19 protein-coding genes are annotated in these 23,382 nt (G+C 73.3%); 18 read left to right on the top strand and 1 reads right to left on the bottom strand.

The genetic code is table 11. The annotated features are described in order from the left end of the window. Positions 1-5 precede the first annotated feature (5 nt). The 17 genes from ACWD4P_RS27275 (at position 6) to ACWD4P_RS27355 (ending at position 21,850) form a co-directional block, all read left to right on the top strand. The gene (locus ACWD4P_RS27275; RefSeq protein WP_449781410.1) at positions 6-1,964 is read left to right on the top strand and encodes a hypothetical protein; all 1,959 of its coding nucleotides are present in this window, start codon (positions 6-8) and stop codon (positions 1,962-1,964) included. Further along, complete coding sequence (locus ACWD4P_RS27280; protein ID WP_449781411.1) at positions 1,961-3,391, top strand: sensor histidine kinase; 1,431 nt, start codon at positions 1,961-1,963, stop codon at positions 3,389-3,391. Before ACWD4P_RS27275 ends, ACWD4P_RS27280 begins: the two co-directional genes overlap by 4 nt. Next, entirely contained in the window at positions 3,355-4,011 is a 657-nt protein-coding gene (locus ACWD4P_RS27285) for a response regulator transcription factor (protein ID WP_359818691.1), read from the top strand. The genes ACWD4P_RS27280 and ACWD4P_RS27285 overlap by 37 nt, the downstream gene beginning before the upstream one ends. Before the next feature lie 689 nt (positions 4,012-4,700). Next, positions 4,701-4,970 (top strand): hypothetical protein, encoded by a 270-nt coding sequence (locus ACWD4P_RS27290; RefSeq protein ID WP_359818689.1) that lies wholly within the window; start codon positions 4,701-4,703, stop codon positions 4,968-4,970. Next, positions 4,963-5,616: a DUF6879 family protein gene (locus tag ACWD4P_RS27295; protein WP_449781412.1), complete on the top strand. Its 654-nt coding sequence runs from the start codon at positions 4,963-4,965 to the stop codon at positions 5,614-5,616. Before ACWD4P_RS27290 ends, ACWD4P_RS27295 begins: the two co-directional genes overlap by 8 nt. Before the next feature lie 326 nt (positions 5,617-5,942). Further along, positions 5,943-8,177, top strand: coding sequence for an ATP-binding protein (locus tag ACWD4P_RS27300; RefSeq protein WP_449781413.1), 2,235 nt, complete (start codon positions 5,943-5,945; stop codon positions 8,175-8,177). A gap of 757 nt (positions 8,178-8,934) precedes the next feature. Beyond that, positions 8,935-11,772 carry a CRISPR-associated helicase Cas3' gene (cas3, locus tag ACWD4P_RS27305; RefSeq protein WP_449781414.1) on the top strand — a complete coding sequence of 946 codons (2,838 nt, stop codon included), beginning with the start codon at positions 8,935-8,937 and terminating at the stop codon, positions 11,770-11,772. A 216-nt stretch (positions 11,773-11,988) separates the two neighbouring features. Beyond that, on the top strand, positions 11,989-13,617 hold the full coding sequence (gene casA / locus ACWD4P_RS27310; RefSeq protein WP_449781415.1) for a type I-E CRISPR-associated protein Cse1/CasA: 1,629 nt from the start codon (positions 11,989-11,991) through the stop codon (positions 13,615-13,617). Further along, positions 13,614-14,537, top strand: a complete 924-nt coding sequence (casB, locus tag ACWD4P_RS27315) for a type I-E CRISPR-associated protein Cse2/CasB (protein WP_449781416.1) — start codon at positions 13,614-13,616, stop codon at positions 14,535-14,537. The genes casA and casB overlap by 4 nt, the downstream gene beginning before the upstream one ends. 68 nt (positions 14,538-14,605) lie before the next feature. After that, on the top strand, positions 14,606-15,778 hold the full coding sequence (cas7e, locus tag ACWD4P_RS27320) for a type I-E CRISPR-associated protein Cas7/Cse4/CasC (RefSeq protein ID WP_449781417.1): 1,173 nt from the start codon (positions 14,606-14,608) through the stop codon (positions 15,776-15,778). Further along, the gene (gene cas5e, locus ACWD4P_RS27325) at positions 15,775-16,602 is read left to right on the top strand and encodes a type I-E CRISPR-associated protein Cas5/CasD (protein ID WP_449781418.1); all 828 of its coding nucleotides are present in this window, start codon (positions 15,775-15,777) and stop codon (positions 16,600-16,602) included. Before cas7e ends, cas5e begins: the two co-directional genes overlap by 4 nt. After that, a complete protein-coding gene (gene cas6e / locus ACWD4P_RS27330) occupies positions 16,599-17,255 on the top strand; it encodes a type I-E CRISPR-associated protein Cas6/Cse3/CasE (protein WP_449781419.1) in 657 nt (218 codons plus the stop codon). The genes cas5e and cas6e overlap by 4 nt, the downstream gene beginning before the upstream one ends. 59 nt (positions 17,256-17,314) lie before the next feature. After that, positions 17,315-18,238, top strand: a complete 924-nt coding sequence (gene cas1e, locus ACWD4P_RS27335) for a type I-E CRISPR-associated endonuclease Cas1e (protein ID WP_449781432.1) — start codon at positions 17,315-17,317, stop codon at positions 18,236-18,238. A gap of 43 nt (positions 18,239-18,281) precedes the next feature. Further along, a complete protein-coding gene (gene cas2e / locus ACWD4P_RS27340; protein ID WP_449781420.1) occupies positions 18,282-18,602 on the top strand; it encodes a type I-E CRISPR-associated endoribonuclease Cas2e in 321 nt (106 codons plus the stop codon). Positions 18,603-19,130: 528 nt separating this feature from the next. Continuing rightward, complete coding sequence (locus ACWD4P_RS27345) at positions 19,131-19,952, top strand: lipase family protein (protein ID WP_449781421.1); 822 nt, start codon at positions 19,131-19,133, stop codon at positions 19,950-19,952. Positions 19,953-20,087: 135 nt separating this feature from the next. Further along, on the top strand, positions 20,088-20,888 hold the full coding sequence (locus ACWD4P_RS27350) for a metal-dependent hydrolase (protein WP_359818666.1): 801 nt from the start codon (positions 20,088-20,090) through the stop codon (positions 20,886-20,888). A 173-nt stretch (positions 20,889-21,061) separates the two neighbouring features. Next, complete coding sequence (locus ACWD4P_RS27355) at positions 21,062-21,850, top strand: SDR family NAD(P)-dependent oxidoreductase (RefSeq protein ID WP_449781422.1); 789 nt, start codon at positions 21,062-21,064, stop codon at positions 21,848-21,850. Positions 21,851-21,900: 50 nt separating this feature from the next. Here the strand turns inward: ACWD4P_RS27355 and ACWD4P_RS27360 are convergent, their stop codons facing one another. Continuing rightward, positions 21,901-22,644: a TetR/AcrR family transcriptional regulator gene (locus ACWD4P_RS27360; RefSeq protein ID WP_359818660.1), complete on the bottom strand. Its 744-nt coding sequence runs from the start codon at positions 22,642-22,644 to the stop codon at positions 21,901-21,903. 150 nt (positions 22,645-22,794) lie between these two features. On the opposite strand from ACWD4P_RS27360, the gene ACWD4P_RS27365 reads away from it, so the two are divergent. Then, positions 22,795-23,199 carry a cupin gene (locus ACWD4P_RS27365; RefSeq protein WP_449781423.1) on the top strand — a complete coding sequence of 135 codons (405 nt, stop codon included), beginning with the start codon at positions 22,795-22,797 and terminating at the stop codon, positions 23,197-23,199. Positions 23,200-23,382: the final 183 nt, after the last annotated feature.

A 23,382-nucleotide genomic window follows, 5' to 3' on the forward strand; every position in this document is an offset into this window, starting at 1 on the left:
TCGGGATGAAGCTGGCTGTGCTGCGGCGTTCGATGTCCGGCCCGCGGGCCGCGAGTCTGCTGCTCGGGGCGTTCACCGGTGGTCTCGCGGCCGTCGGTACCGTCCTGTTGGGGCTGGCGGACTTCCCGACCCCCGAGGCTGGGGTGACCGTGGTCGCCGCCGTGCTGGCGGTCTGGACGGCCGGTTGGGCGCTCGGTCCGACCGTCACGGGTGGCGATCCGACCCTGCGGCTCGACTACTTCACGCTGTTGCCCCGGCAACCCCGCTCCCTGGCAGTCGGGTTGCTCGGTGCGGCGTTCGTCGGGGTGACGCCGCTGGTCACCCTCATCGCACTCTCCGTGCTGATCGTCCTCGGGGCGGGCTACGGCGGGCTGTTGCCCGCGCTGGTCGCCGTCCCCGCGTTGCTGCTGCACCTGCTGTTCGTACTGGTGCTGTCGAAGCTGACCCTGCAGAGCCTCGGTGGTGCGGCCCGCTCGCGGCTGGGGTGGGAGCTGTCGGCGTTGCTGGTCGGTCTGGTCACCGGCTTGCTGAACACCGGCTGGTTCGCGATCGGCTTCTTCGTCCGGTTGCTCACCGGAGAGTGGGCCGACGCCGTCGGCACCGCCGTACGGGTGCTGCCTTCGGGCTGGTCGGTGGTGGCGGTCGACGCCGCCCGGCGCGGGGACTGGCTCCTGGTGGCGGCCTGCCTGGGCGGGCTGCTCGCGCTCTCGGCGCTGCTGTTCGAGGCCTGGATCGCCCTGCTCGCCCGGCAGTTGGCCCGCGGTACGGCCCGCGGTACGGCCCGCAGTACCGCGAACGGTGCGGCCCGTGGGGGCGCTGTGGGCAGCCGGGCCTCCCGGAGGGCCATCCGGCTGCCCGTCGTACCGGACACCCCCGGCGGCGCCGTCCTCGGCAAGGAGCTGCGCCTGTGGGCCCGCGACCCGCGCCGGGCCAGGATGCTGCGGATGGCGCTGTGGACCGGCGTGTTCACCGGCCTGCTGCCGCTGCTCGGCGGCTTCCCGGCCCTGGTGCCGTGGGCCGGGGTGGTCGCCGCCCTGTTCGCCGGCGCGCTGGGCTCCAACCTGTACGGCCTGGACGCCGGGGCGCTCTGGCTCACCCTGGTCGTGCCCGGCGCCGAGCGGGTCGACGTCCGGTCGCGGCAGCTCGCCTGGCTGCTGGTCGTCGCCCCGGGCTCCCTGCTGCTCACCCTGGCCGCGGGCGCCGCCGCCCGCGCCGGCGGGACCTGGCCGTGGGTGCTCGCCGTCCTGCCCGCCGTGCTCGGCGCGGGGGCGGGCCTGGTGCCGCTGGTGTCCGTCCTCGGCCCCGCGTCGTTCCCGGACCGGCCCGGCGGCAACCCGCTGGACGGCTTCAGCGACGAGAACGCCGACCAGGCCCGGCTGCAGAGCATGGTCGTCCTGCTGCTCCAGGCCCTGGGCGCGCTGCCCGCCGCCGGCGTCGTCCTGACCGGCACGCTGCTGCACAGCGAGCCGCTGCGCTGGACCGGGGTGGCGGTCGGCCTGGGCATGGGGCTTCTGCACGCCGTACTGCTCGGGGCGGGAGCCCGGCACCGGCTGGAGACCCGCGGGCCGGAGCTGCTGGACGCGCTGCGCAAGGGCGTCCGTCGGACGGCGGAGCCGGCCGGGCCCGGCGGCCGGGACGGCGGCTCGGACCGGCTGCCGCCCGGTCGGGCCGTGGCGGCCGGGCTGCTGACCACGGCCGGAGTGCTGGCGGTGGCCCCGCAGGGGGCGGTGGCGCTGGGGATGGCGCTTTTCGCGCCGGCCAACCGGAGCTGGTTCCTGGCCCTCCACCTGCCGTCGGTGTGGCGGGTGCCGGTGGCGGTCGGGTTCGTGCTGCTGGGCGCGGGCTGCCTCCTGGGGACCTACCGGCTGACCCGCGATCAGCGACGGGTGCTGGGCCAGGGGCCGGAGCAGTCGGCTGCGATCATGAACGGCCCGCACCACCGCACCCGACCGGAGGCCCCGTGAGCAGCCCGCAGACCCCAGCAGCCCGCGAACCGGGCGGTACGGTCGACGAAGCGGGCGGTGCGGTCGACGAACGGAGCGGTACGGCGGGCGGGCCCATCGGTACGGTCCGCGACCTGCGCGCCGCCGCCCGGGCCCTCGGGCGGCTCGCCGTCCTGACCCTGCTGATACCGGTCGGCGTGGTGCTGATGACGGTCTTCCTGCTGTCCTTCCTGCTCTGGGGCTGCCTCGGCATGTTCCCGCTCTTCCCGGCCGTCACCCGGATGGTGCGCTCCGCCGCCGGCGCGGGCCGGTGGGTCGCCGGCCACTGGTCGGACGTCCCGGTGCCGCCGCCGTACCAGCCGCGCCCTGCCCTGGAACGCACTCTCCACGGCTGGTTCTGGACCGGCCACGACTACCACAAGAACCGCTGGTTCGCGGGCATGGCCCTCAACATCCGCTGGCTCTGGAACGACCCGGCGACCTGGCGCGACGCCCTCTGGCTGATCGCCGATCCGCTGGTCGGCGGCGCAATCGCGGCGGCGCCCGTCCTGCTCGTCGGCGCCGGCCTGTACGGGATCGTCCAGGCACTGCTGCCGTACGGTCTGCCGTACGACCTGCCGTTCGGCCCGTCCTCCGGCGGCCCGGCCGCGCTGCTCCCCGGCCTCCTCGGCCCCGTCCTCCTCGGTCCTGTCCTGATCGCCGCCGGGCTCGCCCTCGCCCGGCCCGCGCTGCGCCTGCACGGCCGGTGGACCCGAAGCCTGCTCGGCCCCACCGAGCGCTCCCGGCTCGCCCGGCGGGTCGAGCAGCTCACCGAGATCCGGCTGGACGCCACCGAGGCCCAGGCCGCCGAACTGCGGCGGATCGAAAGGGACTTGCACGACGGAGCCCAGGCCCGGCTGGTCGCGGTGAGCCTGCGGCTGGGCGTGGTCGCGGCGCTGATCGACCGCGACCCGGAGCAGGCGAAGCGGGTCGTGACGGACGCCCAGGAGAACGTCACCCAGGCCCTCCAGGAACTGCGCGACCTCGTCCGCGGCATCCACCCGCCGGTGCTCGCCGAACGCGGCCTCGCCGAAGGCGTACGGGCACTGGCCCTGGACGTCCCGCTGAAGGTCGAGGTCCGGGCCGAACTGCCCGGACGGGCCGAGGCGCCGGTGGAGTCGGCGGTCTACTTCGCCGTCAGCGAGGCGCTCACCAACGCCGTCAAACACGGCGGCGCCCGGCACGCCGCCGTCCACCTCGACCACGCCGCCGGACTGCTCCGCGCCGAAGTCACCGACGACGGCCGCGGCGGCGCCGACCCCGACCGGGGCAGCGGCCTGCGGGGCATCCGGCGCAGACTCGCCGCGTTCGACGGTACGCTCACGCTGACCAGCCCCCCAGGGGGTCCGACCCGGCTGATCATGGAGCTACCGTGCGTGTTGTCCTCGCCGAGGACCTCGTCCTGCTGAGGGACGGCCTCTCCCTGCTGCTCAGCGCCCACGGGCACGAGATCGTCGCCGCGGTGGAGAGCGGGCCCGAACTGGCCGCCGCCATCGCCGAACACCGCCCCGACATCGCGGTCGTCGACGTCCGCCTGCCCCCGACGTACACCGACGAGGGCCTCCAGGTAGCGCTCGCCGCCCGCCGCGAACGGCCCGGCCTGCCAGTCCTCGTCCTCTCCCAGCACGTCGAACAGCTCTACGCCCGGGAACTGATCGCCGACGGCACCGGCGGCGTCGGCTACCTCCTCAAGGACCGGGTCTCCAAAGCCGACCAGTTCGTCGACGCCGTCCACACCGTCGCCGCCGGCGGCACCGTCATGGACCCCCAGGTCATCTCCCGCCTCCTCGCCCGCAACGCCTACGACCAGCCCCTCGCCCTCCTCACCCCGCGCGAACGCGACGTCCTCGCCATGATGGCCGAAGGCCGCTCCAACGCCGCCATCGCCCAACGGCTGCACTTCAGCGAGGGCGCGGTCAGCAAGCACACCTCCAATATCTTCGCGAAGCTCGACCTCGGCGCCTCCGACGACGACAACCGCCGCGTCCTCGCCGTCCTCGCCTACCTCGACGGCACCCGCACACCTTGACGGTGGGTCCGGTGGGTGGGCGGCGGGGAGGGCGCCAAGTGGGCATTCATCCTCGGCTGTTACGCCGGCTGACCCCCGCGGGTGCGGGGAGGACTTTGGTGATCTCGGTGGGTGGTCCGACGCTCACGGCTGACCCCCGCGGGTGCGGGGAGGACAACCTGGATCACTCGATCGGGAGTGTGACGACCGGCTGACCCCCGCGGGTGCGGGGAGGACCTTCGCGACCTGGGGCGATGCGGTGGCTTTGCTGTTTCTTTGCCCGCCCCGGCCTACTGGCGCGGCGGCCTGACGTCGGGTGAGTTGTTGAGGTGTCAAGGGGCCGTCGCATCATCCCACGCCCCGGCGGCCGCGGGCAGCCGCCAGCGCATGGGCCGGCCGGAGGGTGAGTGGTCGTCGGCGATCGGTGTGGCGGGGCGGGCGTTGCGTGCCGGGGCTTTGTCGGAGCCGTTTGTCATCCGAGGTGCCACCGTTCGTGCGCCGTGCGCCGCCGTATCGCTGGCATATGCCGTGCGCGCCCCTTTTCCCGCCCCGTAGCCGATGAATACTGTCGCAAATGATGCCAATGTGCTGCGATGGTGATCATCTGGGAGTAAATTGCGACCGTACTCCACATTCCCCTGGCGTTCCGTCAGGTGTAGGATGGTAAAAACAGTGATCTGCGCCGAACGTATTACTGATCGGGGGCGGGCATGGCTCGTGGATGGGAAGCCGATCCCTCCGCTTTTCTGGAGAAGCGTCTGGGGAAGTCGGCGAAGGAGCTCGGGACGTCCGAGAACCGGGATGAATGCCCGGACATCTGGCAACTCTCGAACGGCGATATCGCCGTGATCGGCCGGGACCTCACCGACAACTACCGCAACCACCTCCCCGGGGACGTCGCCCTGGGCCCGGGTGAGCGGCTCGTCGTCATCCCCGGCATCATGCTCAGCACGGCGAAAGCGGACATCGCGGATGCCTGATCGGCTGCCGGCTCAGCACGCTCCCGAGCTGCGTCCCGAGTGGGGTGAGATCCTCACTCGGGACGACTATCGGCGCGACTTCCGCGAGCGGGACGCGCTGGTACGTGGCCAGGACTCCTGGAAGCTGGAGCGGCGTCAGCACTTCGAGGAGCAGGGCAGCCCGAGTTGGGAGGCGGCCCGGCGCGGCGACTGGGATGAGGCGCTGCGCCTCCTGGAGGGCCGGCGCGAGGCGTTGCGCGAGATCGGCCGGGAGGACGTGGAGCGGCAGTCCTTCTTCCACCGCATTCGGGTGGTCGAGCAGCCGCTGACGACATATCTCCAGTGGGAGCTGCATTCGCTGCGGATCCGGGCCGAATGCGGCGAGCGGATCCGTATCGTCGGCGCCGCGGTCCTGGCTGATTCCGAGAAATTCGATCAGTTGCCGGAGATTGTCGTTCTCGGTGGCCGTACGCTCTATCAGGTCCGGTATTCGGAAAAGGGAATTCCCACCGGGGCGATCAGATTCACCGACCCCGATCTCGTCCGCCGTTGGGAGGGCTACCTCGCGGACCTCCACCGGGCGGGCGAAGACGTCCTGGCGTACTTCGACCGCGAGGTGGCGCACCTCCTCCCACCCACGTGGAAATCGCAGCGGGACGTCGAGTAGGAATCGTGGAAGGAAGCCGCACGGGACCCGTGCCGGAACCCGGACAGGAACGGAGCGCTGTGGCAGACGAGCGCGGCGGGAGCGCCGACGGTCCCGGAGGCACGCGCTCCAGCGTGTCCGGGTCCTCCGCCCAGGACGTGGTCCAGGCCAGGGACGTCAGCGGAGGCATCCACTTCCACCGCGGACCCGGTGGGCCGGACGGGCCAGAAGGGCCAGAAGGGTCAGCCGGACCAGGCGGGCCCGACCGGTCGATCACCACCCCGACCCCACGCCAACTCCCCGCCGACGTCCGAGGATTCGTCAACCGCACGAGCGAACTCCACCAGTTGGACGCCGCCCTGGCCGGCGAGGAGCGAGCCCCGTCCGGCACCAGCGGCACCCCCGGTACCGTCGCCCCGGCCACCTCCGCCGCCGTCGTCGTGATCGCCGGGACCGCCGGCGCCGGGAAGACCTCGCTCGCCCTGCACTGGGCCCACCAGGCCCGCCACCGGTTCCCCGACGGCCAGTTGTACGTCAACCTCCGCGGCTACGACCCGGGCCGGCCGGTCACCGCCCAGGAGGCGCTGCACCACTTCCTGACCTCCCTCGGGGTCGGCGCCCAGTCCGTCCCGCATGACCCCGACGCGGCCGCCGCCCTCTACCGCTCCCTGCTCGCCGAACGCCGTGTCCTGGTCGTCCTCGACAACGCCGCCAGCGCGCACCAGGTCCGGCCGCTGCTGCCCGGCAGCGCGGGATGCCTCGTCCTGGTCACCAGCCGCAGCCGACTGTCCGGCCTGGCCGTGCGCGACGGCGCCCACCGGCTCACCCTGCGGACCCTGCCCGAGGCCGAGGCCGTCGCCCTGCTGCGCGCCGTCACGGCCGGGTACCGGCCCCAGGACGACCCGGCCAAGCTCGCCGAACTGGCCCGCCTCTGCGCCCGGTTGCCGCTGGCCCTGCGCATCGCGGCCGAACGCGCCGCCAGCCTGCCCCACATGGGTCTGGACGACCTGATCGACGAACTGCGCGACGAATCCGCGCTCTGGGACGCCCTCAGCGTGGGGGACGACGAGGACGCCGACGCGGTCCGCACCGTCTTCGCCTGGTCCTACCGCGCCCTGCCCGAGCAGGTCGCCCGCCTGTTCCGGCTCCTCGGCCTCCATCCCGGGCCCGACTTCGGGCTCCACGCCGCGGCCGCCCTCGCCGACCTCACCCCCAACCGCACCCGGCAGCTCCTCGACTCCCTGGTCGGCGCGCACCTCGTGGAACAGAGCGCGCCCGACCGCTACCAGTTCCACGACCTGTTGCGCGCCTATGCCACCGACCAGGCCCAGCAGCAGGAATCGCCCGCGCAGCGCCAGGCCGCGCTGCGCCGCGTCCTCGACTGGTACCTGCACACCGCCGACGCCGCCCAGCAGTGGCTGCGGCCCGCCGAGGACCGGCTGCCGCTGGACCCCGCGTCCGACGGAGTCCGGCCGGCGGCCTTCGCCGACTACAACTCCGCCGTGGACTGGTCCGAACGCGAACGTGCCAACCTCCTCCAGGCCGTACACGCCGCCTCCGTTGCGGGCGAGGACCGGCGGACCTGGCAACTGGCCGCCGTCCTCTGGAACGCCCAGGCCCCCTCCGCCCCGGGCACGGACTGGCCGGCGGCAGGGCGGCTCGGGCTGGCGGCCGCCGAACGCCTCGCCGACGACACCGCCCGCGCCCTGCTCCTCACGGACCTCGGCATGGCGCACACCCGGGTCAACTCCCTCGACGAGAGCCTGGAGTGCCACCGGAACGCACTGGCGCTGTGGCGCGAACTCGGCGACCGGCCCAACGAGGCGCACTCGCTGAACCTGCTCGGACTCGTCCACCTGCACCGACGGCAACTGGACGACGCCGCAAGGCACTTCGAGCAGGCACTCGCCGCCTTCCAGCAGCTGGGCGAGGCCCACTGGGAGGCGACCACACTCGCCAACCTCGCCAGCACCCACTACCGCGCCGGACGCCTGCCGCAGGCCGAAGCCGCCGTCGGCCAGGCGCTGACGGCCCACCGCGCACTGAAGAACCAGCGGGGCGAGGGGAACGCCCTGCGCCTGCTGAGCGACATCCGACGCGAGAACGGCGACCCGGCCGGCGCGCTCGCCCCGGCACACGCCGCACTCGACATCGCCCTGAACCTGCGCGACCACCGCCTGGAAGGCTTCTGGCTCATCACCCTCGGCGACGCCCAACGGTCGGACGGGCAACTCGCCGAAGCCCTCGACTCCTACCAGCGGGCTGCCGTCCTCCACCGCCGCCTCGGCGACCGCAGCCGCGAAGCCCTCGCCTGGCACGGCACGGGCGAGACCTACCGCGCCCTCGACCGCGCCCCGGAAGCCGCCGCCTTCCTCCGCCGCGCCGCCGCCACCCAGCACGCCCTCGGCGACCCCTGGCACGAGGCCCTCGCCCTCGACGCCCTGGCGGCAGCACTGTCCACCGACGACCCCCAGGCAGCCCGGCACCACTGGACGGAGGCCCACACCCTGCTGGCCGGACACGACAACCCACGGGCGCTCGGCGCACGGGAACGGATCGCACGACGGCTGGCGGAGGGCTGACGGCTTCCTCCGGCGCGCGCCAAGGCGCGTGACCGCCCCGGCGGCGCCGCGATCTGTGGGCCCTCCGGGCCCAGCCGCGATCTGTGGTGTACGCCGGGGGCAGCCGTCGGCGCGACGACGGACCTCCGCAGGTGCGGGGAGAAGACAGGGACGACAGTGATGCACGCCGCCGTCGACGGCTGACCCCCGCAGGTGCGGGGAGAAGGCGCCACCGCGCTGGAGCGCCTCGCCGCCCTCCGGCTGACCCCCGCGGGTGCGGGGAGGAGAGCCCACAATCTCGTGTAACGGTTTCGGACGTCGGCTGACCCCCGCGGGTGCGGGGAGGAGGCTTCCTGACCTGCGGTGGAGTAGGGGCTTTGCCGATTCTTGACTGTTTAGGTGGTGGCGAAGCTCCCCGGTCCGTGCACCGTTGGGTGGTTGAGGTGTCAAGGATCCTCCGCATGATGTCACGTGTGCCGCGTTGGCCGCTTGGCTCCGCCGTCGTTCGCGTGCGGCTCTGCGGGCTCTGTGGGCTCGGCGTGGGGGTTGGGCGCAGTCCGGGTGTCGGGAGGGCTTTAGCCCAAACGGGCTAACTTACGCCCAAGTTGGCGCCGATGTCGGGTGCCGGAATCGTTACGTGAGCCACCCGTGGGTGCCCTCCGGCGCCTGTGACCTGGGGTGATGCGTTGGGGAAGCCTTCGGTTCCGCCTCCACGCGCTGCTGCCGGCTGTTCAGCTGCCTTGATGGTGTGTCAGTGGTAGCTGATAGCCATTCAGTCATGACTGACAGCAATCCCATTGGTGGGTTCACCCCCTCCGAGCCGGACACCCGCCTGTGGGGCAAGCGTGAAGGCCTCCCCGGTCCGTACCCCGTGATCTGCCACCTTTTGGACACGGCAGCGGTCGCGGGTGCCCTGTGGGACGCCGTCCTGGGCGAGCGCATGCGTGTCCGGATCGCCGGGGCTGTGGGGGCCTCGGAGGGTGAGGCCCGGGCGGTGGTGATGTTGTGGGCGGGGCTGCACGACGTAGGGAAGGTCTCGCTCCACTTCCAGCAGCTGGTCGCCGAGGAGTTCGCGAAGCTGCGGGAGGATCAGAGGTACGTGGAGGACAATCCGGCCGCGAGGCGCAGCGGCTTCCTGCGGCACGAGACGGCGACGCACTGGGGTCTGGTCGAGTTCTTCAAGCAGTGCGGCTATCCGCTCCGCAAGCCCGTCAGGCAGTCTCCGGCTCACCAGATCGCCCAGCTCCTCGGCGGGCACCACGGCTGCTTCGCGGAGCCGCTGCTGGTCAAGGAGGTCGTCAATCCGTCCGGCTACCAGCCCGGTCTCGGGAGCGCCGAGGGGTGGCGGGAGCAGCGGCTCGCGCATGCGCATGCGGTCCGTCGGGCGGTCGGGGGTGAGACGGCTCTGGAGTCCGTGCTGCCAGGGGAGCTGGCGGTGGTGGTCGCGGGGCTGGTGGTGGTGGCCGACTGGCTGGCCAGCCAGGTCGATGTCATCGAGCCGCGCATGCCGGGGGAGGGCTGGAGGGGTGGGGACGCGGATCTCGCCGAGCACTTCAGGGTGGCTGCCGCCGCCGCGCCGGGGTGGGTGCGGGAGGCAGGGCTGGGGCGGGCGGTCTTTCCGGACAGGCCGTTCGACGAACAGTTCCCGTTCTCCCCGAACAAGCTTCAGGCCGACGTCGCCGAGCGCCTGCCCGTGGAGGTGAAGGGCCCGGGGCTGTTGTTGGTCACGGCGCCGACGGGGGACGGCAAGACCGAGGCCGCGCTGCACGCGGCGTCGGTGATGGCGCGGGCTTCCGGGGCGGCCGGGGTCTACTTCGCGCTGCCGACGATGGCCACGGCGGACGCGATGTTCACCCGGGTCCGCAGGTTCGCGGAGGCCAATGTCGAGGGCGACCGCGCGCTCACCCTGTTGCACAGCATGGCCTGGTTGAGCCCGGACTACGCTCCCGGGCAGGGGGTGACGGACGGGGCGGCCGTGCTCGCGGACACCGAGGCCGGCCAGTGGCTGCGCACCGGGCGGCGGGGCCTGTTCGCGCCGCTGGCCAACGGCACCATCGACCAGGTGCTCACGGGGGTGCTGCCGATCCGCTACGGATTCCTGCGGTTGTTCGGCCTGTCGAACAAGGTGCTGGTCGTGGACGAGGCGCACGCCTACGGCCCGTGGATGCACAGTCTGCTGGTGCGGCTGTTGGAGTGGCTCGGTGCGTTCGGTGCCCCGGTGGTGCTGCTGTCGGCGACGCTGACCGGCCGGGCGGCTTCGTCGCTCGTCGACGCGTACCGGCGCGGCGCCGGCTTCTGTGAGCCCAGCGCCGTCGAGCCCCGCTACCCCGGGTGGCTCTTCGTGAGTGCGGAGGACGGCGTGGTGTCCGAGCCCCGCGCGGTCGGCAGCAGCCGGGCCCGCACGCTGCGGGTGGAGATGCGCGAGGTGCACTGGGACGTCCGGGATGACGCGAGAGCCGCGGCGAAGTCCGGACGGCAGGGCCGTCGCGAGGCGCTGCGCGAGCTCCTCGCCCCGGTCGAGCGCGAGGGTGGCTGCGTGCTCGTCTGCTGCACGACGGTGGACGAGGCTCAGCGGACGTACCGATACCTGGAGTCCGTGCTGCCCGAACTCGCCTCGCGGGAGGGAGGGTTGCGGCTGCTGCACTCCCGGTTCCCCGCGCACGAGCGGCAGCGCATCACCGCCGACTGCGAGTCCGCCTACGGGAAGCCGGCGGACGAGGCGGCAGCGGCCGAACCGCGCGCGGGCTCGATCCTGGTGGCCACCCAGATCGTCGAGCAGTCCCTCGACCTGGACTTCGACCTGATCGTCTCCGATCTCGCCCCGCTGGCGCAGCTGTTGCAGCGGGCCGGTCGTGGCAAGCGCCACGAGCGTTCCCACCGTCCGGCGTGGACGGGCAGGTCCACCGAGCCGCGCATGGTCGTACTGGAGCCGCTCGACGACAAGTGCGATGTGGCGGTGCCCCGTTCCTGGGGCACCGTGTACGACGCCTCCCTGCTCCGCCGCACCAGCCTGTTGCTGCGGGCGCAGGCCGGGGGCGCCATCGAGGTGCCCGGGGATGTTCAGCGGCTCGTGGACGAGGTGTACGCCGAGGAGTTCGGCGTGGACTTGGACAAGGCCGCCGCGCAGGAGCTCCAGCGAATGGACGCCGAGCGCATCGCTTCGGCGGTGGCCGAGGCGCAGCTCGCCGACCTGACCGGCATCAAGGCGCCGTACGACGTGCGTGGCGACCTCTCCCCGCTCAGCGATCGCGGGCTGGGCATCACCGAGGACCTGCTGACCACCCGGCTGGGCGCCGACAGCGGGCGGGCGGTGTGCGTCTTCGAACGGGAGGACGGGCGGCTGAGCTTCGCGCCCGACCGTCAGGTGCCGCTGCCGCCGTCCAGGGCCGCGCCGAAGCGGGACGACATCGCGTTGATCATGCGGCACACCGTGCCGCTGCCCGGGCGCTGGCTCCGCGGGCGCGCCGAGGACGAGGCCGTTCCGTCGGCCTGGCGAGACCGGCCCCTGCTGGCGGACCTCGCACTGCTGCGCTTCCGCTGGGACGGCGAACGCTGGACGGGCCGGCTGGGGGAGCGGCGGATCGAGTACTCGAAGGTGGGAATTTCGGAGAACTGACCTAATAAGCGCCGTACTTGGCGATAGATTGACCGCACGGCCGCCGGGCGAGGGGAAAGCCCGCCCGGAGGCCGTGAGACCCCCGCCTGTGCGGGGAGTTGACCAACCGACACGGCCGCTTCCTAAGCGCCGTACGGCTCACCCCCACTCGTCCGTGGGGACCAGGCAGAGCCTACCCATCCTGTGATCATCCGTACCTGCCTCGCCGGAGGCCGCATGACTTCCGCACCGCCCGCCTACAACCTCTTCGACGAAGCCTGGGTCCCCGTTCGATGGGGCCCGCATCCGGGAGGGAGCAACGACGAAACGGACCTGAGCGCGTCCTACCCACCAGCGGTGGGTCTGCGTGAACTCCTCCTGCGCGCCCACGAGATCGAACAGATCACGATCGAGATCCCGCCGGCGCTGTCCGCGCTGTACCGCGTCCTGTACGCGGTGACGGCCCGGATGGCTCGGCTCGACCAGGTCCGTTCCGACGAGTCCGGCGCCCGGTCCGGGTCCGCGACCGCTGACTGGTCGGTACGGCGCAGCGAGCTGGTCGACGAGGGCCGGTTCGACCCGGAACGGGTCGCGGAGTTCGTGGCGAACCACCGCGACCGCTTCGACCTGTTCGACTCCGCGCGTCCCTTCCTCCAGGATCCGAGGCTGGCCGAGCAGTGCGACCCGGCGAACACCGCCGGCGTCGACAAGCTCATCACCACCCGCCCGTCGGGCAACAACCACTCCTGGTTCCAACACGTCAACAGTGCCGCCCCCGACCTGCCCACCCCGGCCCAGGCCGTCCTGCACCTGCTGGTGTGGCACTACTACGGGCCCTCCGGGCGCTGTTCCAGCCGCACCGTCGGCGACGTCAAGGACGCCGGCAGCAAGGCCGGCCCGCTGCGCAGCACCCTCTCGTACCACCCGGAGGGGGAGACCCTCTTCGAGTCGCTACTGGCCGCGCTGCCCGAACCCGGCGCGGACGTCCGCCGCGACACCGACCTCTGCCCGTGGGAGTGGGAGGTGCTGCCGGACCCGCTCGCCGCCCCGCCGCCGCTGAGGGGGCCCTGCTCCGAACTCACCGCCCGTTCGCAGCACGCACTCCTGCTGGTTCCGGACGACACCGGCGCGTTCGTCAAGGACGCGTTCATCACCTGGGCCTACCGCGACAAGATCTCCCGCGAGGGCGACCCGTTCCTGATCTGGCAGACCAGCAAGCAGGGCAACCCCTACCCGCGGCCCGCCGACTCGCACCGCGCCCTGTGGCGGGACCTGGACGCGCTGCTGCTCAAGAACCCCGCCGGCAGTGCGAAGCCCCGGCGCCCCACGGTGTTCGGGACCGCCTCGGACGTCTCGGAGGAACTGCGGGTGCACGCGCTCGGATTCGAGCAGGACGGGCAGGCCAAGGACATCCAGTTCGTCGATGCCCTGACACCGCCCGTACTCGGTCTCGTGGAGCTGGACGGACCCACGATCGCCGTGGAGATCGGCCGCCTGCGCGTGCTGGGGGAGCGGTACGGCGACCGCCTCGACCGGGCGGTCAAGAAGGCCTGGGCCGCCTTCACCGAAGCACCCAAGATCCGCGACTGCACGTGGGCCGTCGACGCGGCGGCCCGCTACTGGCCCGCCGCCGAGGCCGAGTTCTGGAAGCGCCTCGGCGAACACGACTTCGACGGCGCCGCCGTGGCCTTCCGGCTGCTCGCCGAGCGCGCCTACGACGCCGTCACCTACGGCGCCCTGGGGACCATGCGCGGATCCAAGGCCTGCACCAAGGCCCGCATCGAGTTGTACGGCGGGCCGGTGAAGGCCCCCGCCGGCAGCAGCAGCGCCGCCGCAAGCCGCACCACCAGCACGGAGGACACGTGAGCGACACCACCAGCATCCCGGGCCCGGCCAAACCCGCGGACGACACGGTACGCCCGGCGAAGGAAGCCGCCCTGGTCCCCTCGCTGGGACGGGCCCGCGCCTTCACCACCAGGATCGACCAGCGCAGCCACGACGACCCCGGGGTCCGCGCGGCGCTGCGCCGTGGTGTGGGCAAGGACCTGGACGCCGTGCCGTTCATGCACCGCTTCGTGGCCTCCTGGCTCACCGACGAGCAGACGCGCAGCCGCGACGTCCAGCGCGCGTTCTACACCGTCGCGTCGCTGATCGCCGCGCAGCGCCGCGACCAGTACGCCGCCGCGAAGGCCGAGGCCTCGAAGAAGGGGGCCACGTCGGAGATGGACGAGACCTCGACGGGCACCGGGACGACCACGGCGGCCACCTCGACGGGCGCCGGGACGGTGCCGGACGTCCCCGGCGACCCGACCGGCCTCGCCGACGGCACGGCTCCCGCCGCCGCGAAGGGGCTCCAGCCGCGCAGCCTCGGCCATGCCTTCGCCGACGGCGTGCTCAAGGGAGCCAAGGGAGGCGGCCTGCGCGAGACCTCGGCCGAGACCCGCCTCAACCTGCTGACGCGCCAGAGCCTCGACGGGCTGCACCGACACCTGCCAGGGGCCGTCCGCCAACTGCGCGGCAGCGACGTGGAGATCGACTGGGCCCAGCTCCTCGTCGACCTCTGCCGGTGGCGGCGCCGCTCCGGCACCATCAAGCGGATCTGGCTCCAGGACTACCACCGGGCCCTGGAGAAGGACGGCCAGCGCCGGGCCCGCGAGCTGGACGACAACGCGACCGACCCGGCCGTCACCGACCCGGCCGTCACCGACCCGGCCGTCACCGACCGGGCCGTCACCGACACCGCGGCCGAGACCGACGGCGCCGGGGGAGCCGATCCCACGGCCTGACCACGGTCGACGCCCGCGCCGACGAACCCGCCACCCCCGCCGAACCCACCACCCCCAAGGAGCAGAGCATGCCCGGCCCCGACCGCACCACCCCCCGCTTCCTCGACATCCACGTCGTCCAGAGCATCCCGTTCGCCAACCTCAACCGGGACGACAACAACTCCGTCAAGACCGTCCGCTACGGTGACACCGAGCGCACCCGGGTCAGCAGCCAGTGCTGGAAGCGCGCCGTCCGCGAGTACTTCCAGGACAGCTTCGGCGAGCAGGCCCTGCGCACCCGCCGGATCGGCGCCCGCGTCACCCGGCTCCTCCAGGAGAAGCACGGCTGGCCCGCCGAACTCGCCCAGCGGGCAGGCCAGCACGTCGCGGCCGGCAGCAGCATCAAGTTCGAGACGGCCATGGACTCGCCCGTCATCACCACCAACGCCATGGTGTACGTGCCCGAGACCGCCGTCGCCGAACTCGCGGCCCTCGCCGTGGAGCATCGCGCCGAACTCGAAGGCGCGAAGGACATCAAGAAGAGCGGCGACAAGAGCGTCCTGCCCAAGGAGGCCGTCGACGCAGTGCTCCGCAGCCGCAACGGCGTCATCAACCTCTTCGGCCGCATGCTCGCCGAGGTCGACGACGCCGGCGTGGACGGCGCGGTCCAGGTCGCCCACGCCCTCACCACCCACGGCACCGACGTCGAACTCGACTACTTCTCCGCCGTCGACGACGTCACCTCCGCCTGGGGCGACACCACCGGCAGCGCCCACATGGGCCACGCCGAGTTCAGCGCCGGCGTCTTCTACCGCTACGCCACCGTCGACCTCGCCGACCTCCACGGCAACCTCGGCGGTGACCGCGGAGCCGCCCGCGAACTGGCCGCCGGATTCGCCGAGGCCTTCATCCTCTCCCTCCCCCGGGCGAAGAAGACCGCCACCGCCCCCCACACCATCCCGGACCTGGTCCACATCGCCGTCCGCGGTGACCGCCCGCTCTCCTACGCCGCCGCCTTCGAACAGCCCGTCTCCTCCCACGAGAACGGCGGCTACGGCCCCGCCTCCCGCGCGGCCCTCGCCCGCTACGCCACCGCCGCCAACAAGCTCCTCGGCCGGCGCGGCACGGTCGCCGCCGCCTGGGCCGGCCTCGAGGACAAGGACCTCGACGGCCTGGGCACCCGCGTCGACTCCTTCCCCGAGCTCATCGACGCCGCCGTCGACGCGGCCTTCGGCACCGTCCCCGCCGAGGCCCGCGTATGAGCCCCGCCGCCACGGACACCCGGGGACTGCTGCTGCGCTTCGCCGCACCGCTGCAGTCCTGGGGCGAGACCAGCAAGTTCAACGAGCGCGATACCGCCCGATTCCCCACCCGCTCCGGCGTCATCGGCCTGCTCGCCGCCGCCCTGGGCCGGAAGCGGGACGAGGGCATCGGCGACCTCGCCACCCTCTCGTTGACCGTCCGCGCCGACCGCCCGGGCGTGGTCCTGCGCGACCTGCACACCGTCGGCGGAGGCCTGCCCGCCGCCCGTACGGTCACCACCGCCGAGGGGAAGAAGCGCTCGGGCACCACCGCCACCCTGCTGTCCCACCGCTACTACCTCACCGACGCCGCCTTCACCGCCGTCGTCACGGCAGCCCCCGAACACCTCGACGAGTGGGCGCGAGCGCTGCGGAACCCGCACTGGCCCCCGTACCTCGGGCGCCGCTCGTGCCCTCCCGAGGGCCCGCTGCTGCTCGGCCTGGTCGACGACCCCCTGCACCATCTCGTCCACCTGCCGATCGCCCGCCGCGCCCGCGCCGGCGACCGGAACGTCCACGTCGTCTTCCACGGTGACCAGCCACTCGACCGCCTCGGTGACCACCCCCGGCCCGGGAGCGACGACGGCAGCACCCCCGTCGGAGAGATCACCGACGACCCGGTCGACTTCCACCCCCGGCGACGGTCCTACCGCGCCCGCCCCCGCTACCAGCGCACCCTCACCCTGCCCGCCGAGCGCTGCCGAGGCCTCGGCACCGGCTACCTGAGCGCCCTCGGCGACTACCTCGACCAGCACACCACTCGCCCCGAAAGCATCCCCGCATGACCCTGTGGCTGACCCGTATCGTTCCCGACCCGCGCAGCCGCGACGCCCGCCGCGACACCGCCGGCGCCGTCGACCTGCACCACCGCATGATGTCGCTCTTCCCCGACCACGTCGCCGAGGAGGAACCACGCCGCCGCCTCGGCGTGCTCTTCCGCACCGAATCCACCGCCGGTGGTGACCAGATCCTCCTGCAGAGCGGGCAGCGGCCCGAGCTCGACCGCCTGCCCACAGGCTACGGACAGGCCGTGACCAAGCCGCTCACCCCGCTCCTCGACGCCCTCCGGCCCGGCCTGCACATCCGCTATCGCATCGCCGCCAACCCCATCCGCAGGCCCACCCGGGCCACCCGGGAGCTCTACGGGCTCAAGGCCGTCGTCCCGCTCCTCGGCGCAGCAGCCGACGACTGGTGGGCCCGCCAGGCCGAAGCCTCGGGCCTGAACATCGGCATCCTCCACTCCAGCCCCCTCGAAGCCGCCAAGGGGAACCGGCGCAGCGACCAACGGCCCGTCAAACACGACCGCGTCCTCTTCGAAGGCACCGCCGTCATCACCGACGCCGACCGCCTGCGCACCCGCCTCACGGAGGGCATCGGCAAGGGCAAGGCCTACGGCTGCGGCCTCCTCAGCATCGCCCCGCACCGGGGGCCGCAGTGACCGGCCGCCGCCCCGACCCCGGCGCCGCCCGGCGCAAACTGGCTTCCCCCACGGTCGCCATGCTGCCCAGGGTCGCCGACTCCCTCTCCTTCCTGTACCTCGACATCGTCCGCATCGTCCAGGACGACACCGGCGTCTGCGCCGAGGTCACCAGCCCCCACCGCGGAACCGAGGCCGTCTACCTCCCCACCGCCGCCCTCGGCTGCGTCCTCCTCGGCCCCGGCACCTCCATCACCGCCAGGGCCCTCTCCACCCTCGCCCGCCACGGAACCACCGTTGTCATCGCCGGATCCGGCGGCGTCCGCTGCTATGCCGCCACCGTCCCCGAATCCCTCAGCACCACCTGGCTCGAACGCCAGGCCCGGGCGTGGGCGGACGACAACAGCCGTCTGGCCGTCGCCACCGCGATGTACGAGCAGCGCTTCGGCCGCGGCACAGCCCCGGCAGGCAGCGGCCTCGCGGCGCTGCGCGGCCTGGAAGGACAACGGGTCAAGGCCCACTACCGCCTGCTCGCCCAGCAGCACCGCATCGGCCGGTTCCGCCGCAACTACGACCCCGACTCCTGGGAGCAGCAGGACCCGGTCAACCTCGCGCTGTCGTCCGCCAACACCTGCCTCTACGGCATCGTCCACGCGGCCGTCCTCACCCTCGGCTGCTCGCCGGCCCTCGGCTTCGTCCACAGCGGCAACCAGCAGGCGTTCGTCTACGACGTCGCCGACCTGTACAAGGCCGAGCTCACCATCCCGCTCGCCTTCTCCCTGCACGCCTCCCCGCAGCCGGAAGCCGACGCCCGGCGCGGATTCCGGGACGGCCTGCGGCTGTTCCGGCTCCTGCCGCGCATCGTCACCGACATCCAGCGCCTGCTCGCCCCCGACCGGGACATCACCCTGCCGGACCCGAAGGAGCAGCTCGTCGACCTGTGGGACCCGGTCTCCGGCCCCGTCCCCGGCGGGGTCAACTACGCGGGGGAGGAGCTGCTGTGAGGACTCGCCGTCCTGCCCGCACCAGGACTGCCGGGGAGCACCGATGGCAGCCATGACCGTCCTGTCCGCCACCGCCGTACCCGACCACGTGCGGGGCGCCCTCACCCGCTGGCTCATCGAAGTCACGCCCCAGCTGTACGTCGGCACCATCTCGGCCAAGGCCCGCGAGGAACTCTGGCAGGCCGTCAGCGGCTGCGTCGGAACCGGCGTCGCCGTCCTCGTCCACACGGCGGCCAACGAACAGGGCTTCGAGCTGCGCACCGCGGGCGAGCAACGCCGAAGGCCCGTCGACTTCGACGGGCTGACACTGGTCGCGATGGCCGCCGCCCGGGCGGCCGACGACGGGGAGACGGCAGGGCCTTAGCCACGAAGCCCGCAGGAGCCCGGCGAGCGCTTCCCCGGCCACGCGCGCAGCCCAGCCGACCTCGCCCGGCAGGAGAGGCCGCACCGAGCGGGGGCTCACCGCCGTGTCCGAAGCTGCCCGAAGGGGCCAGCCGCGGGCAGGGTCGGTCGCGCCGCCGGCCGGAGACACGGCCAGGCTGACCCCCGCGGGTGCGGGGAGGAGGCTTCGTGACCTGCGGTGCAGCGGAGGGTTTGCGGGTCCTTGACCATTGGTCGCGGTGGGATCTGGGGACTGCTGGGTGAACTGCTGAGGTGTCAAAGAGCGTTGGCACATCGTTTCACGGTTGGCTTGCCGGTTGCTGCGTCCCGCCTGGGTGCGGCTGTGTGTCATGCGGTCTCAAGCGCGGGGTCCGGTGTGGCTGGGGCGTGCGGGGTGGGGGGCGGGGTAGCGTCACTGCTGGTCACCAGGGCGTCACGGTGGGCGCCCTGTGGGGGTGGCGCCGGGCGGGTGCTGGGGCCCACCCTCCGCCGGACCGACAGGAGCGCCGTCATGGCCGTACCCACCGTCTTCGAGCAGCACGTCAGCGGCTACAGCCTGCCGCACGCCTACTGGATGGCGAGGGCCGCCGACCTCGCCTACAAGGACGAGGCCACCATCGAGGAGCAGGCCCACGCCTGGGGTTTCGGTACCGTGCGTCACCACCGGACGGCGTTCACTCCGCCGTTCCCGTTGCAGGACACCCAGGCGTACACGATGGCCGGCGACGACATGATCGTCACGGCGTTCCGCGGCACCGAGCCCGCGCAGCTCCGGGACTGGCTCACCGACGCCACCACGCCGCCCTGGCCGGGCCCCGCCCGGACGGGTTACGTCCACTACGGCTTCGCCGAGGCCTTGGACTCCGTCTTTCCCGATGTCGCCAAGGCCATTTCCGATCTGCGGACCGGCGACCAGACCGTCTGGTTCACCGGCCACAGCCTGGGCGGTGCGCTCGCCATGCTGGTCGCCGCCCGGCTCGACCTGGAGGATCCGCGGCTGGCGGCCGACGGCGTGTACACCTTCGGCCAGCCCCGTACCTGTGACCGGATCCTCGCCGCCGCGTACGACAAGGGCCTGAAGGGGCGTACCTTCCGCTTCGTCCACGGCAACGACATCGTCCCCGAGCTGCCCCCGGAGCCCGCCTTCACCCATGTCGAGGCGCTGCGCCACATCGACTCGGCGGGCCGTGTCAAGGAACGGGTCGGGTTGGTGGCAGGGCTGAGCGACCGGGCCAAGGGGCTGGGCGCCGCGGCCTTCTCCCCGGACGGCGAGGGGATCCGCGACCACTTGATGCGGAGCTACCTCGCCGCGCTGGAGAAGGCGCTGGCCTGACGCTCGCCCGGCCGGCCGGGCGACCGACGGGCGACCGACCGGCCGCCCCGGTCGGTGATCATGGACGGATAGGCTGCCGTGATGTCAGGTCCTCGCGGTGAGGACGGAGCTGATGAGGATCGGTGGTGTACGGACATGATGGGACCGGCGCATTCGCTGTCGGGTGCGGCCGCGTGGCTGGGGGTGGGCGCGGTGGCGGCCGGCATGGGGGAACCGATGCCCTGGCCGGTCCTGCTCGCGGGGGCGCTGATCTGCGCGGGCGCGGCGCTCGCGCCGGACCTGGACCACAAGGCGGCGACGATATCCAGGGCGTTCGGGCCGGTGTCCCGGGCGGCCTGCGAGGTGATCGACAACCTCTCGTACGCGGTGTACAAGGCCACTCGGGGCAAGGGTGACCCTCGGCGCTCGGGCGGCCACCGCACGCTGACCCACACCTGGCTGTGGGCGGTGCTGTGCGGGGCGGGCGCCGCGGCGGTGGCCGTGTTCGGCGGCCGCTGGGGCGTGCTGGTGGTGCTGTTCGTGCACATGGTGCTGGCGATCGAGGGCCTGCTGTGGCGGCACGCGCGGGTCTCCAGCGACGTCCTGGTGTGGCTGCTGGGGGCGACCAGCGCCTGGATGCTCGCGGAGGTGCTCGACAAGCCCGGCAACGGCTCGCAGTGGCTGTTCGAGGAGCCCGGGCAGCAGTACCTCTGGATCGGGCTGCCGATCGCGCTCGGTGCGCTGGTGCACTGTCTGGGCGACGCGCTGACCGTCTCGGGCTGTCCGGTGCTGTGGCCGATCCCGATCGGGCGCCGGCGCTGGTACCCGGTCGGGCCGCCGAAGGGCATGCGGTTCCGGGCCGGCAGCTGGGTGGAGATCAAGGTGCTGACCCCGGTCTTCATGGGGGCCGGCGGGGTCTGTGCGGCGGGGGCGCTCGGCTTCTTCGGCAACGGCTGAGGCAGCGGGTGGACGAAGAGGGGGGCGGGGCGGCGGGTGGGGTCAATCTGCTTCCGGGGGAGGCGAGTTGATCGGGCGCCGGCCGGGTAGGAACCGGTCGGCGCGGGGCGGGCCCGGCCTCCGGTGCCGGGAGCAGGAGTCCGGTGGCCCCCGCAGCCGCGGGAGTGTGGCAGATGGCGTCCGTGCCGGGAGTGTCCGTGCGGGGAGGGGTGGCGATCGTCACCGGGGCCGCCAGCGGGATCGGGCGGGCGGCGGCGCTGCGGCTGGCCCGGACGGGCTGGGCGGTCGCGGCGGTCGACGTCGACGCGGCCGGTCTCGACGCGTTGGCGGAACAGGCCCCCGGGGTGCGCCCGTTCGTCTGCGACGTCACGGAGCAGGAGGCGGTCGGCGCCCTGGTCCGTGAGGTCGGCCGCGAGCTGGGCCCGCCCCGCCGGCTGGTGCACTGCGCCGCCGTCGCGGACATGGGGCGGCTGCTCGACGCGGACCCGGCGGACACCCTGCGCCTGATGGACGTCCTGTACGGGGGCACGCTCCGGACGGTCCGGGCCGTGGTGCCGGCGATGGCCGCCGGGGGCGGGGGCCAGCTGGTGCTCCTGGGTTCCATCGGCGGCTGGGTGCCCGTGCCGCTGGGTGGCGCCTACGGCGCGGCCAAGGCGGCCGTCCACTACCTCGCCGAGATCGTCGCGGCCGAGCACCGCGGTGACGGCATCCGGGTGCTGTGCGTCTGTCCGCCCGCGGTGGAGACCCCGATGCTGGCGCGCATCCGGCGGGACAGCCCCGAACTGATCGGCAAGCGGCGGGGGTTGAGCCCGGAGCAGGTGCTGGACTCGATGGACCGGGCCCTGGCGCGCGGCCGGGCGTGGGCCTTCCCCGGGCGCGGCACCCGGGCGTTGTGGACGGCCCGGCGGCTGGCGCCGCGTGTGCTCAGCGGCCTTCTCGGCCGGGTCGTGGTGGGGAAGTAGGAAGCAGTGGTTCCTGGCGGGGAGGCGGCGGCTCCCGGCCGGGGCTCCGCTCAGCGGGCCGCGAGCAGGCCGTCCACCAGGGCGTCCAGGCCGTCCCGGTAGGTGTCCCGGGCGGTGAGCGGTGCCCAGCGGTCCGCGAGCCGGGCCAGGCGGGGGAGCCGTTCCGGGTCGAGTTCGGCGAAGACCTGTTGCCGGTGGGTCGGGCGGTCGTCGGGGGCCGGGCGGCGGGCCGCCGACGCGCGGACCATGATCTCGCCGGCCGTGTAGTACCAGACGGCGCGGTAGCCCTGGACGGCCCGCTCCGGGGAGAGGCCGCCGGCGATCAGGCCGTCGACGATCTGCTCCACGAACCACAGGGAGTGGGCGGACATCAGGCTGTCCCCGGTCAGCACCTCGACGATCCAGGGGCAGGCGGCGAGCGCCTCGTGGATCGCGGCCGCCGCGGCGACGACGCGTTCGCGCGGCTCGGCCGGCAGGGCGGTCGGCCGCAGCGTCCGTGCGGCGTAGTCGTCCAGCAGCAGGACGAGCAGTTCCTCCTTGTCGCGGACGTGGTGGTAGAGGGCCATCGGCGTGCTGCCGACCTCGGTGGCCAGCCGGCGCATGGTCAGCCGCTCGACGCCCTCCTCGTCCACGATCCGGCGGGCCGCGGTCACGACCTCCTCCCGGGAGATGCGGGGTGGCCGCCCGGTGGCCTTGCGCGCGGCGCGGCGCGGTCCGGCGGGTTGCGGTGCGGACGGTGGCTGCGGTCCGTCGGGTCGCGGTGCGGAGGGCTGCGGGGCGGGGGGCTGCTGCATGGCTCCATCATCGCTCGGGGCTCGACAGCGGGGATCGCTCGGGGCTAGTTTCTATACGCGTACAAAAATAGTCCGGCCCGAGTGGCGGCCGGAGGCGCACAGCCCCCGGCCCCGCTCACCCCGTCGAGAACCCACTGGAAGGAACCGCTCATGACGACCACTCCGCTCGCGGCCCTGGACCTGTTCGCCTCGGCCCTGCAGATCCACCCCGGCGGCGACGTCCGGGCCACCGGGCGCCGGATGGCCGGTGGCGACGCCGGGGTCTGGCAGATCGCGACCTTCCACGTGGAGAGCGACGCCGACGTCCACGCCGACCACTGGGAGATGCACCCCGAGGCCGAGGAGGCGGTCTGCTGCCTGGCCGGTGGCGTCCGGCTCCACCTCCGCCCGGTCGAGCCCGGCGCGGCCGAGTCCGTGGTGCGGCTGACGGCGGGCACCGCCGCGATCGTGCCCCGGGGCCGCTGGCACCGACTGGAGCTGGACGCCCCCAGCGACCTGATGTCGATCACGCTGCGGTCGGGCACCCGGCTGGAGCGGCGGGCGGAGGCCGGGTGACGGGTGGACGCGCGCTCCGGCAGGGTGACGGGCGTGGGGTGCGGGCCCGCGCCGTTCACGGGGATTCGCCGGCCCGGCCGGGAGGGCGGGGCTGGGGCGGCCGGGAGGGCGGGGCGGGGTCGCCGGGCACCGGGCGGTGATCGAGCGGCCGTACCGTCGAGCGGCCGTGCCGTCGCGCCGTCG

Source organism: Kitasatospora sp. NPDC002543 (assembly GCF_053594915.1).

Bases quoted from the DNA above. Each gene is read 5' to 3' on its own strand.
- ACWD4P_RS27275 (WP_449781410.1), top strand. From the start codon at position 6: ATGAAGCTGGCTGTGCTGCGGCGTTCGATGTCCGGCCCGCGGGCCGCG.
- ACWD4P_RS27290 (WP_359818689.1), top strand. From the start codon at position 4,701: ATGGCTCGTGGATGGGAAGCCGATCCCTCCGCTTTTCTGGAGAAGCGT.
- ACWD4P_RS27295 (WP_449781412.1), top strand. From the start codon at position 4,963: ATGCCTGATCGGCTGCCGGCTCAGCACGCTCCCGAGCTGCGTCCCGAG.
- cas3 (WP_449781414.1), top strand. From the start codon at position 8,935: ATGACTGACAGCAATCCCATTGGTGGGTTCACCCCCTCCGAGCCGGAC.
- casA (WP_449781415.1), top strand. From the start codon at position 11,989: ATGACTTCCGCACCGCCCGCCTACAACCTCTTCGACGAAGCCTGGGTC.
- cas7e (WP_449781417.1), top strand. From the start codon at position 14,606: ATGCCCGGCCCCGACCGCACCACCCCCCGCTTCCTCGACATCCACGTC.
- cas5e (WP_449781418.1), top strand. From the start codon at position 15,775: ATGAGCCCCGCCGCCACGGACACCCGGGGACTGCTGCTGCGCTTCGCC.
- cas6e (WP_449781419.1), top strand. From the start codon at position 16,599: ATGACCCTGTGGCTGACCCGTATCGTTCCCGACCCGCGCAGCCGCGAC.
- cas1e (WP_449781432.1), top strand. From the start codon at position 17,315: ATGCTGCCCAGGGTCGCCGACTCCCTCTCCTTCCTGTACCTCGACATC.
- cas2e (WP_449781420.1), top strand. From the start codon at position 18,282: ATGGCAGCCATGACCGTCCTGTCCGCCACCGCCGTACCCGACCACGTG.
- ACWD4P_RS27345 (WP_449781421.1), top strand. From the start codon at position 19,131: ATGGCCGTACCCACCGTCTTCGAGCAGCACGTCAGCGGCTACAGCCTG.
- ACWD4P_RS27350 (WP_359818666.1), top strand. From the start codon at position 20,088: ATGATGGGACCGGCGCATTCGCTGTCGGGTGCGGCCGCGTGGCTGGGG.
- ACWD4P_RS27355 (WP_449781422.1), top strand. From the start codon at position 21,062: ATGGCGTCCGTGCCGGGAGTGTCCGTGCGGGGAGGGGTGGCGATCGTC.
- ACWD4P_RS27360 (WP_359818660.1), bottom strand. From the start codon at position 22,644: ATGCAGCAGCCCCCCGCCCCGCAGCCCTCCGCACCGCGACCCGACGGA.
- ACWD4P_RS27365 (WP_449781423.1), top strand. From the start codon at position 22,795: ATGACGACCACTCCGCTCGCGGCCCTGGACCTGTTCGCCTCGGCCCTG.